This window comes from Pectobacterium versatile (genome assembly GCF_003932035.1).
In the GTDB taxonomy this organism is placed as follows: Bacteria; Pseudomonadota; Gammaproteobacteria; order Enterobacterales; family Enterobacteriaceae; genus Pectobacterium; species Pectobacterium versatile.
Window position 1 is genome coordinate 3,403,396 of record NZ_CP034276.1, and the last position, 13,272, is coordinate 3,416,667.

Genomic DNA, 13,272 nt, shown 5'->3' on the forward strand with positions numbered 1-13,272 from the left:
ATCATTCCTCTTTGGTTACGCGGATCACTTCTTCCCAGGTCGTGAGCCCCGCCAGTACCTTATCCAGCCCATCCTGACGGATGGTGGTTCGACTTCCCCCCAGAATCTGCGCAATCGCCATTTCACCGTCACTGCGGTGGATCGCGGCGCGGACGTCGTCATTAATCAGCACCAGCTCATGAATGCCGATACGTCCCCGGTAGCCGGTAAAGCTACACTGCGGACAGCCAACGGGGTTATGCAGCAGCGTACCGGGCGCGATCCCCATCTGTTCAGCCTGAACCGGATCGACCGGCTGCGGCTGGCTACAGTCAGAACACAGCGTCCTGACCAGACGCTGCGCGAGTACGCCCAGCAGAGAAGTTGACAGCAGGAAAGGCTCGACACCCATATCCTGCAAACGAGACAGAGCGCCCAGCGCACTATTGGTATGCAGTGTGGATAACACAAGGTGACCGGTCAGCGAGGCCTGCACGGCAATCTGTGCCGTTTCACCATCACGAATTTCCCCCACCAGCACAACGTCCGGGTCCTGACGCAGAATGGCACGCAGCCCGCGGGCAAACGTCATATCCACCTTGGTGTTGACCTGCGTTTGCCCGATGCCTTCCAGCTCATACTCGATGGGATCTTCCACCGTCATGATGTTACGTTCCGAGGCATTCAGGCGGCTGAGCGCAGCGTAAAGTGTGGTACTTTTCCCCGAACCTGTTGGACCAGTGACCAGAATAATGCCATGGGGACGATGGATCAGGCTGTCCAGCAGTTGCCGATTGCGTTCCGACATTCCCAGCAGTTCAAGATCGAGCTTAACGCTGTTTTTATCTAACAATCGCAGCACGACGCGCTCACCGTAGTTCGACGGCAGCGTGGAGACACGGACATCAATCGCCCGTCCCCCCACCCGCAGCGCCATACGTCCATCCTGCGGGACACGCTTTTCGGCAATATCCAGCTTTGCCATCACCTTGATACGCGACACCAGCAGAGAAGCCAGCTTACGCTGTGGACGCAAAATCTCACGCAATACGCCGTCAACGCGGAAGCGGATCAGCAAATAGCGCTCATACGTTTCGATATGAATATCCGACGCTTTATTCTTAATCGCTTCGGTCAACATGGCGTTGATGAGGCGGATAATCGGCGCATCGTCGTCGGCATCAAGCAGATCGTCGCTGTCTGGCAGTTCTTCCACCAGCGTATAGAAGTCCATCTCATTACCGATGTCCTCCATCATACGGCGCGCTTCTTCCGAGTCGCGCTGATAGCTAATGACTAATTGCCGCTCAAATTCTTCATCCGTAACGCGCTCAATCTTGAGCGAACAGCCCGCAATCCGACGCGCTTCCAGCAAAGCGGCTGGCGGCGTTTGCGCGACGCAAATCGTCTGCAGGCTCGCGTCATTTTCCCTCTGCAACAGCAGAATTTGCTGCGATCGGGCATAGGCAAAAGGCAGTATGGGGCGTAATTCTATAATCTGGGAGGCAACGTCACTCATTTCCCGCCCGCCGGATAGAACGCCACAATCGAAGACTGAACCTGACGGAACGTATAAGCATTCCCACCTTCCGGCAGACGCAGCAAATCGTTATCCAGAAGCCCTCCCTCACCATTAGTCACGTTTCGCTGTTTATTTTCTTCAGCACTGAACGAGTGATACTTACTGGCGGAGGCGCTCTGGTATTGGCTGCGATCGCGAATAATGGAAGGACGGATAAACAGCATCAGGTTACGCTTTTTCGTTTCTGTGCTGTTGGAACGGAACAAATACCCCAGCACGGGAATATCGCCCAACAGGGGCACTTTACTTGCAGACTCATTGGTACTTTTATCCAGCAAGCCACCCACCACCACGGTTTCGCCGCTGCTGACCAGCACCGCGTTATTAACGGTACGCGTATTGAATGTTGCCCCTAGGTTGGAGCTGCTGCTGGAGGCAGAATCTGCCACGCTGGAGACTTCCTGTTCGATTTCCAGCAGAACAGAGTCACCTTCGTTAATTTGGGGCTTCACTTTCAGTTTGATACCAACCGTTTTACGTTCCACCGTTTGGAAAACGTTGTCGCCGGATGTCGTCTGCGAACCCGCCAATACGGGCACTTCCTGACCGACGTTAAACGTCGCTTCCATATTGTCCAGCGTCACAATACTGGGCGTTGCCAGAATATCGTTCTTGCTGTTGCTGGACAACGCGGTCAGCAGCATGCTCCAGTTGCCCTGATAGAAACCGGCAGCAATCCCGTTGAAACCGCCAAGTGCTGTTGTCGCTGCTGCGCTAACCGTCCCATCACGTCGAAACTGGTCCGCCCCTGCCACCATGGTCGTGATTGGTAATCCCGTATTCGTGAATTGCGTTACGCCGGCATTTCTATTGGCCCACTGCACGCCCAGGTTCATCCCATCACCATCTTGTATTTCCGCGATAATCGCTTCAACCAAGACCTGCGGACGGCGAATATCCAGCTGTGCAATCACCTGTTCCAGATCGCGCATGATGTCCGGTGCGGCATTCACAATCAGGGAGTTGGTTTGCTCGTGTGCCTTAATCGAAATGTCTTTACGCAGCGCGGGCAACGCATTTTGCTGATCGGTTTGGATACTGTCGCCAACACCAGTGAGTACTTCGACCAGATCGGCAGCCTTGGCGTATTTGAGGTAGATAACTTTGGTGTTGCCCTGTACCGCCTGCTGGCGATCGAGCTGCTTGACCATATCAATCACGCGCTGGCGTGAATTCGGCTCGCCGCGCACCAGCACCGAGTTGGTTCGCTCGTCCGCCACCACGTTGGCAGTCAACATGCCGGGCAAGGCGGATTTTTCATCCATCTTGTTCAGCTCATTCACCATCTTCACCACTTCCGTTGAGGAAGCGTAAGACAGCGGTATGCTGGTCACATTCCGATCGCCCGTCTGATCAACTCGTTCGACAATCGTCATCAGCCGTTGGATCACCCCCGCGCGGCCGGTCATCAGCAGCACGTTCGACGGTTCGTAATGCACCACACTCCCGGCACCAGCGTTGTCATTCAACTGGCGCAGCAGCGGTGCCAAATCACGGGCGGCAACGTTGCTGACGGGCACGACGCGCGTCACCACTTCATCGCCAATGCCCGGCCGTTCATCAGTGGCCAGCGGCATAGACGTCGATTTCGCATCCTTCGAGCGAATAATTTTCAGGACGTTGTTATCCATCGGAATCACGGTGAATCCATAGACATCCAGCACGCTCAGGAAGAACTGGTAATACTGTTCTTCATTCATCATGTCATAGCTGCGTACGGTAATTGTTCCACTGACCGACGGATCGATAATGACTGTCTTATTCAGATTCTTACTGACGGTATTAATAAACTCCTGAATATCCGTGCCTTTAAAACTGGCGGAGAATTCGGCGCTCCACGCCAATGATGACGCCATTAGCAAAACGCTCCCGCTGAGCAATAACATGCCCTTGCGGCGTAAATGACCAAGCCACTGGTTTTTATTCTTCGAAAAAACCTGACGCTTAAAAAATCCCTGTCCCTTGCTAAACAAATTAGTGGTCTCCATCCAGTGCCAGATATATATCCTGCTGTTGACCATCACGTTCGACGGTCAAATTAAATTTGCTCATCCCGGCTAGCTGCGCCATCGCCTGCTGTGCCTGATCCGCATCGCGTAAATCCATGCCGTTTAATGACACGGCGAGATCGTTATCCTGCAAGCCTGCTCGGTAGAAAAGATCGGGATTTTTGCCGGGGTTTAGCTGATATCCTTTCAGTACTTCTTCTTCCGTGACGGGAGAAATGGTCAGGTAGTCCTGCGCCGAGAAGGGATCTTTTTGTATCTCGTCTTTCACCTGGCTAAATGCGCCAGACGACGACGGTGCGTCAGCTGCTGCTTCTTCCTGATACAAATGCAGCGCCTCGTAACGCCCCTGATACTGGAGCACGACACGATCGGCAGAGATAGTCACAATTTTGGCTTCATAGCCCGGAATGGCATCGCCGACGTTGCGACTGTATTGCTGACTATCTTTAGCGATAATGGCAATCGAACGCTTGGCGTCTCCACTCGCCAACACCCCAGTCAGGCTGATATTTAACGAAGTTAGCGGAATATCGCCGGATAATGCGGCGTTGTTAACCGCAGACGCATCGGCATCGGGGGCATGGCCGAATAAGGTAAAATCACCCGGCGTAGCGGGTTTTTCTTTCGCCTGGGCAGGCGCGACCGACACGCCAGCAATGCGTGAGTCTTCAGGTAGGATAAAGCGCCAGGTCAATACGGCCAACTGCTGACAAATCAGCAGCAAAATCAGCCCCAACGCGATACGTCGGATCAGTGGAGCTGGCAGTGACCGAAAAGTGGCAACCAACGAATTAAAAGACGGATCTTTGAAAGCTTGCAATCGTGCCATAGGTAATCATCCATAATACTCCCCACGCCGATTAGCGTGGGGAAAATGCCTTATTCCGTTGCGGCTTCCCGGGTGATGGTCTCATCACCGCTGGTCGTCAGCGCGGCATCATTATTTACACGGTCTTCGAGCCTGATATTGTCAATATGTCCGAAATTCCAGGCTCCCGGTACATTCTCAAAAATGACATTTTTAAATTCACTGTTCTTCAGGAACGTAATGTCCGTCGCTTTTACATTTTTGAATTTTACATTCTCAAAATGCAAGCCTTGGTGATAGGCATCACGTCCAAAAGAGAACTTATACGCATCAGCCATTTCAGCCACAGTCATCCCATCGACCATGATGCTGTTTTTCTTCGCTGTACCATCAACCGTGACGTTGGAAACAGTCACATCACGGAACTGTGCAGGCTCAGCGGCGGGCTGGGTATCGTTCACGTCCGCTTTATATTTAATCGTAAACACAAACGGCTCGTTGACAATATCACGCATCGCGTTATTACGGAATACCACGTCACGCGAGCCACCACCATAATAGGGTCGACTCTTCATGCGCAGGCCAACATCCGTCTTATTCATTACGTTATCTTCAGCAACAATTTTTTCAATCCAGGCACCGGTATGGCTACCCGTGACCACCGCGCCATGCCCACGGCGGAAGTAGTTATTGAAGATCCAGGCACCGCTCTGCGCTTTTTGCCCCAGTGTCACCACCTCGGCACCGTATCCCGCAGCAAAGTTTACGCTGTCATCACCCGTATCAAAAAAGTTATTAAATACCATGACGTTCTGGCTATTGCCGAATTCAATGCCATCCGCATTATTGGCATCATACGTCGTGTGTACCAGCGCATTCATTGCCACATTTTCGGATTCAAGCACCATCACACCGTGGAAAGCCGGGTTCAGAATCGTCAACCCTTCCAGGTACATGTTGCTCACGCCGCGCAACGTCATCAGGCTGGAGCGTCGGTTTTTGTACGCCTCATCCAGTAGCATTCCTTCAGCAACGGCTTTTGCCGTTTGGTCTTTTGCCAGAATACCGTCACTGCCAACATTGGCCGCTTTACTTGCACGATAGAGCGGTAACTCGTTCTTTAACTCATCAATTTCAGTAATGTTTGTATCGCTGGCTTTAATGCCACGCGTCCAGCCGTTGCCATCAATCGTGCCCTGCCCGACGATACGAATATTTTTAAAGGTGCCTGCATGGCTGCTGCCCTGATCGTCCGCTTCCAGTACGTTAATCAGCGAAGGTGGGCGCTTCGGCAACTTAGGTGAGCTGTAAGGGTAGAGATAGTAGCCGCGGGCGAGCGGGTAATCGTCACCGTTTGCCGATCCCAGTAATATGGCACCTTTCGCGACTTCAAACGTCATATCGCTATGCAGGAACAGCGCCCCCGTTTTAAACGTTCCACCGTCAACCACAACTTTACACCCTTTCGGATACGCAGTTGGCGTACAGTCATCAATCGCCTTCTGAATCGCCACCGTGTCGTTGGTTACGCCATCCCCTTTCGCACCATAGTTGGTCACATTCAGTGAAGCTGGCGTCGCCGTCGTTTTCTGCACGACGGTTTCACTATCAACGGATTCTTTGCCGTCGTCATAAAGCGCACGCACCGTGAAGCGGTATTCCGTTTCCGATGACAGATTAGCGACCTTGAAATTATGGAAGCTGACGCGGACATGCCAGTTATCGGTATCGATTGAATTGTAGAAGTTATCGATATATGGCTTGGCCGGCGAATGGGTGTTCTGGTTATCAATGGTTCCGCCCAGTAAGGTTCCATTCATGTAGACGCGGTAATCCTTAATGCCAGCGGCAGGTTTGGTCGGTTTTTCCCAGGCTAGTACCACGCTGCTGTCATCATAAGCCAACGTCGGCACTTTAAGATTTTGTGGCGCGGCGGAACGATCAACACCGACATCCGGCGTTGAGTCGCTATCGCTGCATCCGGCAATCAGGCCGCTCAGGACTAATGTCGCGCAGAGCGTAAGACGGGTACGAGGTAAAAAGTCAGTCATAGCATTTCCTGTATTTTTACTATTATTTTTCCCGATGTATTTCGCCCTGCGGCAGGATCGTTGCCACAGAGCGAAACCTATCGGCAGAGGGTTTACAGATAAAAATAATGAGTTGAAACAGACGTTCTACGGCAGAGAAATATCCAATTTCCCCGCGCCGGCATTTTCCAGAACATATTTCTCAACGGCAGCGATGGATTTCCCTGCGCTATACACATAAGGCGGACTCCATTCCAGCTCATTGGTGCAGGTTTCCAGCGCCCATGCTGGTACGGCTTTCCCAGAATTTGTAGCGGCGGCCTTCTCGGCTTCTTGCAATGTGCTGCATTTGTCTACTGCGATTTGATTCAAATTGCTTGCCGGATTGCCATTGAACCAGGAGCCGTTGTCTTTAAATTTGCTTCCTTTGTAGGCACCGATAATCAGCTTTTCATCCGCCCCGCCGCCCTGGAAATTAAACACGTTACTTTCGGAAAGAATGGATGAATCGAAGCCCATCCCAATGGCATACAGAATGGGGTAATTCGTATCCGTTGCCCCGCGATGGTAGTTATTCAGCAAATGCACCTGACCAAAGCGCACACGCGGTGAACGCTGCACGCTGTTGTCCCATAAATTGCCTTCAAAAGTGATTCGGTATTCCCCTTTATCACCATCGCCGGAGCCAATTAATACCGTTTTGTCATGTTGGGCGAAGATGTTGTAGGAAATCGTCAAGTAGTCGGCTCCATCTTCTATATCCAGCAAGCCGTCGTGGCGTTGGATATGCTTGCCAAATAACACCGGTTCTAAATGATCTGGATAGTCACCGTCCGTAAACGTACAGTGGTCGATCCAGACATTTTTACTGGCATTAATCGATACGGAATCATAACGCGCATTCCAGTTGCCTTTATCACCATCGCCTGCATCCCAAGCTGGAGCAAAGTCACGCGGTGCCTGAAACGTAATATTACGGATAATGATGTTGCTGTTATCCGTTTTACCGAACGTATTGCTCAGGGTATTGAGGGATAAATAGCCTTCCACCAGTTTTGCTTCACTACCCACGCCTAAAATCGTGGTATTTGGCGGTACCTGAAATTGAATCTGCGCCTTCTGGTTGTTGGCATACTGCGAACGTTGACCATTCTGCTTTTTCAACAGATTAAGCTGTGTGCTGGCTGCCGCTGCGTCGCTTCCACCGGCATCTGCCGTCGCTTTCAACTGCGCCATATAATTCTGATCGAACGCTTTGACGTATAAATCAAAATCAAACGTTGTTTTATTCGGTTTAGTTTTATAATCCTCAGCATTGGCATAGCGTCCATTGCCTAAGTCATCACCACGGATAGTGCCTTGCCAGTAGATAATTTTTGGTTCTAACTTTGCCTTCAATTCCGCATCGGCATCACCGACGATATAACGGGGGCTGCGGATATTATTTAATGCATCTTTTAATTCCTGACGGCTGGTGACGACATAAATGCTATTTTCATGCGCACCCTCGCCCCCCGTCGTCGCATAAAATTTACCATCCGTATTATGATATTGCGCAGCCCAACCAAACGGTGCCGTTTTCACTTGCAAATCTGGCGGAGCCGCTTCTGCCACGGGCTTCTGACTATTATCACACCCAGAAAGCACGATCCCGGAAAGGGCAATAGCTACCGCACAGGAGCGTAAACGACCAGTCCCAATAACCGTTCTAAGCATTTTATCCCTCAGTATTTTTTAATTATTAAAATAGAAAAATAAATCCGCACAAAACCCTGCGATGTTAATCGCATACTTTAAAAGTACTTTTATTCTTAATGTCGTGGCAGATTGGCACGTCCCTTATTGATAAAAAAGCAGCACACTATCTGTAGTAAAAAACCACATGATAATACTGCCCACTAACACTCGGGACTGTTAATTAAATGATGATGGCACCACCCCACGCTGATTGATTATCGAACACAAAAAGAAACGTCATACCTACAATGGTAAAACATGGTTTCATTAAAGCAAATTCACACGTTTTTTTTGCGACCCGCATCAAGATTCCATCTGTGATTATTATGACTGTAATAGTTTTTAATCAAATTGGAGGAACTGTCACATAACCGAGAGATTCAGTTTTCTGGCTCTTTCTATTTTTTGCAAAATAAGGCAGACGGCACCATCCTACTCGCCCGACTTTGGTTTATGATGTGATGCTACACGACCTAAGTACCCCCTAAACACTAAAGGATGAGCGCGTGGATAACGCACCGGACGCAACGACACACTCACAGCCAGCGCTGCTTGCCAGATACCCAATGCCCGGTTATCTGATGATTATTTATGCTCTGCTTTTTATCGCACTCGGCTGGTTCAGCCATCAGCGCTGGGGGAGCCCCGCTTCTCCGACAACCACTTTAGCGGCTCAAGCAGCCACCTTGCCTGCGGCAGAGGAGCAAACACCAGCGACTCCTGCGGTGACACCTCATCAAGAAGCCCCCCATACCCATACGCCAGCCTCCTCAGAGAAGAGGACCACGCTGCCGCTACCCGCCATCAGCAATGGTGAGATTCCGCCGCTGGCCTACAGCGCGCATGTTTATACATCGGATGAAGCCAAGCGCAGCATCACGCTCAACGGTCTGCAATTCCGTGAAGGGGATTCACCAATAGAAGGGCTGACCATAGAGCAGATCCAGCAGGATATGACCATTTTCAGCGTAGAAGGCGAGGTGTTTATTCTGGAAGCGCTGGAAGATTGGCCGGGCGGAAAATTCAACGAGAATGAACGTTCCGCCGACGATGAAAGTGGAAACGCTACGCCTTAGCCTCGGCTGCGAATGGCATCAATAAACGGCGTCAGCGTACGGTTAAATTCCGAACACTGCGCCTCTTTTGGCGTACTGTCTTTCAATAACCCTTGGTACAGGCTTTCACTGCGCTGCGGTAAAGCCTGATAGCTCGCGACATTCCAGCCTCGCTGTTTTGCTACAGCCAACGCGACATTAGCAACCGTCGCATCATCGGGCAGATCGCTGCGGTTACACTTCGATTTGAGATAGCGGGTAGCCGCCACCAGCGACGCCAGTTGATTCATTTGATCGTTAGGAGAAACCGTTACCGCAGAAGACTGACCTGCCACCGTTCCTTTTTGGGCAGACGTTCCTGTTTGTTGGCACCCGGCCAGCGTGACGCAAAGCAGCGTTAACGCAGAAATTTTAGACAGTGATAATGACATGACAAACTCATCCTGATTGAGATTAACGGTAGGCATTCTAGCAAATGATAAGCCGCTGTCACGGCATGTTTATGTGCTCCCGGTCAGACAACCGGGAGCGGTGGACATCAGGCAGCCGTGCCCTTGCCGGGTAAGGATTTGGTGGTCGGTAAGAGACCGTCAGCACGGAACATGGCCTTAATACCGCGCACCGCTTGCCGAATACGATCCTGATTCTCAATTAAGGCGAACCGCACATGGGTATCGCCATAATCGCCAAAGCCAATACCGGGGGAGACGCAAACCTTCGCTTCCGACAGCAGTCGCTTGGCAAACTCCAGCGACCCCAGATGCGCATAGGCTTCAGGAATTTTCGCCCAGACGTACATTGACGCTTTTGGCTCATCAACCATCCAGCCTGCCTCGTGCAGACCACGCACCAAAACGTTACGGCGCTGGCGATACTGCTCGGCGATGTCCCGTACACATTGCTGATCGCCTTCCAATGCAGCAATCGCCGCCACCTGCAACGGCGTAAACGTGCCGTAATCGTGGTAGCTCTTAATTCGCGCCAGCGCGTTGACCAGCTCCGGGTTGCCGACCATAAAGCCGATACGCCAGCCCGCCATGTTGTAGCTTTTTGACAACGTGAAGAACTCTACCGCGATGTCCTTCGCGCCGGGAACCTGCATGATCGACGGCGCTTTCCAACCGTCATACACAATATCGGCATAAGCCAGATCGTGGATCACCAACACGCCGTACTGTTTCGCCAACGCCACAACGCGTTCAAAGAAATCCAGCTCGACACACTGTGCTGTCGGGTTCGACGGAAAACCGAGAATCATCATTTTCGGTTTAGGAATACTCTCGCGGATAGCGCGCTCTAATTCATTGAAGAAATCGACACCGTCTACCAGCGGCACAGAACGCACCTGCGCCCCAGCAATCACCGCACCATAAATGTGAATCGGGTAACTGGGGTTAGGCACCAGCACCGTATCGCCATGATCCAACGTTGCCAGCATCAGGTGCGCCAGCCCCTCTTTGGAGCCAATCGTGACGATAGCTTCGCTTTCAGGATCGATATCAACCTCATAGCGATCGGCGTACCAGCGGGAGATAGCACGACGTAAGCGCGGAATGCCTCGGGATGTCGAATACCCGTGAGTATCTTCGCGTTGTGCAACCGTACAGAGTTTTTCCACGATATGAGGAGGTGTTGGGCCGTCAGGGTTACCCATGCTGAAATCAATAATATCTTCGCCGCGACGACGCGCAGCCATTTTTAATTCAGCAGTAATATTAAATACATACGGGGGAAGACGATCGATGCGCGTAAAACGGCGCGGAGAAGTAGAATCAGCCATAACATCCTCGAATTAACGTGAGCGCCCGGACCGTCCGAGCGACGCAGTGCCTGCAAAGGCACTCTACTCAACATCATTCAAATCGCAGTAAACCCGTTTTCGTTAACTACAGCTTTCGTTAACTACAAGGGTACAGGCGACCTGAAGTGTGATGAGCTGATTCAAGCTATCTCAGATAATTCGCTCTGTCGATACCGCGCTCATAAATTTTTCCAGCCCGGAATTAAGCCTCATCAATTTCTGGCTAAAATCGCGAAAAATGAAGAATACGCACCGGAAGAAGCATTACACTTGATGACCCGCTCAGGCCTTGCAAATAAGGCATTTATGCCAGTGAGGCACAGGATAGTTAATCCGAGAGTAAGCTTATGACTGAGATGCGATATTTCACCGAGAGTTGGCCAATAGAAGGCGCCTTTACCATTTCACGCGGCAGCAAGCGTCAGGCGGATGTCGTTGTGGTAGCGCTCCAGTCCGGCAACGTGACAGGCTACGGCGAATGCGTTCCTTATTCACGCTACGGCGAGTCCCTCGACAGCGTAATGGAACAAATTGCCTCACTGCACAACGACGTCCATAACGGTTTAGATCGGGAGACACTGCAAACCATCCTGCCTGCTGGCGCGGCACGCAATGCGCTCGATTGCGCATTCTGGGATTTGGAATGCAAACAACATCAGCAGCGCATTTGGCAGCGTTTGGATCTTCCTTCGCCTACGGCGTTGGAAACGGCCTATACGCTATCGCTGGATACGCCAGACCACATGCGCCACGCCGCAATACATCATGCCACTCGCCCTCTTCTCAAACTAAAACTGGCAGACGCAGACGATCTGGCCAGAGTTGCTGCCGTGCGCGAAGGTGCGCCATTGGCACGTCTGATTGTGGACGCCAATGAAGGATGGGACGCCGAACGCTATCTGACGCTGATTCCTGAACTCGCCGCGCTTGGCGTAACGATGATCGAGCAACCTTTCCCGGCAGGCAAAGACGATGTGCTGACAGACTTGCCCCGTCCGATTCCTGTCTGTGCCGATGAGTCCTGCCATGACAGTCAGTCGCTGGCCGCTCTGGTCGGCCGTTATGACATGATCAATATCAAGCTGGATAAAACCGGCGGACTAACTGAAGCCCTGCGTCTGCGAAAATACGCACAGGCACAAGGTTTAAAAATTATGGTCGGCTGCATGGTGAGTACATCGCTTTCGATGGCACCCGCCTTTGTCGTGGCGCAAGGTGCCGCAGTGGTCGATTTGGATGGCCCGCTGCTCTTGCAGCGCGATCGCACTAACGGGCTGCACTATAACGGTAGCGAAATATTACCGCCCAACGCATTATTGTGGGGATAACGCGCGTTAACCTGCATTGAGCAACTATTAAGGAGTGTTGTGATGCAACGTCTTGTTTATGTTGATGGACAGTATTTAGAAGAAAATGAAGCAAAAATTTCTGTATTTGACCGTGGTTTCCTGTTTGCCGACGCCGTCTATGAAGTGACGGCGGTCATTGATGGCAAGCTGGCTGATTTCCCCGACCATATCACTCGCCTGCAACGCTCCTGCAGCGAGCTGTCGCTCACGTTGCCTGTTACACCTGAGGCACTCAAAGATATTCACGATGAGCTGATCAATAAAAACGATCTGAAAGAAGGCGCGATCTATTTACAGCTTAGCCGCGGCAATGCGGGCGATCGTGACTTCTATTTCCCTTCTGCCGACGTCAAATCCACGCTGGTTTTATTCACTCAGGCACGTTCGCTGGTCGGTAACCCGAAAGCCACAACGGGCCTGCACGTTGTCACCACCGAGGATATTCGCTGGCAGCGTCGGGACATCAAAACCGTCAGCCTGCTCGCCGCCAGCCTGGCAAAAGAGTATGCCCATGCCAATCAGGCCGACGATGCTTTCTTTGTTGAAGAAGGTTTCATTACCGAAGGCAGCTCCTGCAACTGCTATATCGTCCTGCATGACAACACGGTTGTGACCCGCCCATTGAGCAACGCTATTCTGCACGGCATTACGCGTCAGTCGTTGCTAAAGCTGGCAGAAAAGGATGGCATTGCGCTGGAGGAACGCTTTTTTACGCCGGAAGAGGCGTATCACGCCAAAGAGATTTTTGTCAGTTCAGCCACCATGCTTGTTCTGCCCGTCGTGATGCTGGATGGAAAAACAATCGGTGACGGCAAGCCTGGAAAAATTACTCAGCGGTTGCGTGAAATTTATCTCGATATGATCAAACAGCAGGGAGAATAGCCGCGCCCCACACCCTGTAAGCACGGCTTCGATGTTCATC

The 13,272-nt window shown here is 51.6% G+C and carries 10 protein-coding genes; 3 read left to right on the plus strand and 7 right to left on the minus strand.

What is annotated here, in order from left to right:
* Position 1: 1 nt before the first annotated feature.
* The 5 genes from gspE to EIP93_RS15495 all read right to left on the minus strand — a co-directional run bounded on the left by gspE (position 2) and on the right by EIP93_RS15495 (position 8,124).
* The gene (gene gspE / locus EIP93_RS15475) at positions 2–1,498 is read right to left on the minus strand and encodes a type II secretion system ATPase GspE (RefSeq protein ID WP_103862238.1); all 1,497 of its coding nucleotides are present in this window, start codon (positions 1,496–1,498) and stop codon (positions 2–4) included.
* Complete coding sequence (gene gspD / locus EIP93_RS15480; protein WP_161973596.1) at positions 1,495–3,447, minus strand: type II secretion system secretin GspD; 1,953 nt, start codon at positions 3,445–3,447, stop codon at positions 1,495–1,497. Before gspD ends, gspE begins: the two co-directional genes overlap by 4 nt.
* 88 nt (positions 3,448–3,535) lie before the next feature.
* Positions 3,536–4,399: a type II secretion system protein GspC gene (gspC, locus tag EIP93_RS15485; protein ID WP_125232937.1), complete on the minus strand. Its 864-nt coding sequence runs from the start codon at positions 4,397–4,399 to the stop codon at positions 3,536–3,538.
* 50 nt (positions 4,400–4,449) lie between these two features.
* A complete protein-coding gene (locus EIP93_RS15490) occupies positions 4,450–6,429 on the minus strand; it encodes a glycosyl hydrolase family 28 protein (protein WP_125232938.1) in 1,980 nt (659 codons plus the stop codon).
* Between the two features lie 126 nt (positions 6,430–6,555).
* Positions 6,556–8,124, minus strand: a complete 1,569-nt coding sequence (locus EIP93_RS15495; protein WP_125232939.1) for a pectate lyase family protein — start codon at positions 8,122–8,124, stop codon at positions 6,556–6,558.
* A gap of 527 nt (positions 8,125–8,651) precedes the next feature.
* Here EIP93_RS15495 and gspB point away from each other — a divergent pair.
* A complete protein-coding gene (gspB, locus tag EIP93_RS15500; protein ID WP_103940944.1) occupies positions 8,652–9,221 on the plus strand; it encodes a type II secretion system assembly factor GspB in 570 nt (189 codons plus the stop codon).
* On the opposite strand, the gene gspS is transcribed toward gspB, so the two are convergent.
* Positions 9,218–9,631, minus strand: coding sequence for a type II secretion system pilot lipoprotein GspS (gspS, locus tag EIP93_RS15505; RefSeq protein WP_103862244.1), 414 nt, complete (start codon positions 9,629–9,631; stop codon positions 9,218–9,220). The two genes, gspB and gspS, sit on opposite strands and share 4 nt — an antisense overlap.
* Before the next feature lie 107 nt (positions 9,632–9,738).
* The gene (gene alaC, locus EIP93_RS15510) at positions 9,739–10,980 is read right to left on the minus strand and encodes an alanine transaminase (RefSeq protein ID WP_103862245.1); all 1,242 of its coding nucleotides are present in this window, start codon (positions 10,978–10,980) and stop codon (positions 9,739–9,741) included.
* A 368-nt stretch (positions 10,981–11,348) separates the two neighbouring features.
* Here alaC and dgcA point away from each other — a divergent pair, with 368 nt between their 5' ends.
* Entirely contained in the window at positions 11,349–12,329 is a 981-nt protein-coding gene (dgcA, locus tag EIP93_RS15515) for an N-acetyl-D-Glu racemase DgcA (RefSeq protein WP_125232940.1), read from the plus strand.
* A gap of 42 nt (positions 12,330–12,371) precedes the next feature.
* The gene (locus EIP93_RS15520) at positions 12,372–13,232 is read left to right on the plus strand and encodes a D-amino-acid transaminase (protein WP_103862247.1); all 861 of its coding nucleotides are present in this window, start codon (positions 12,372–12,374) and stop codon (positions 13,230–13,232) included.
* Positions 13,233–13,272 lie beyond the last annotated feature (40 nt).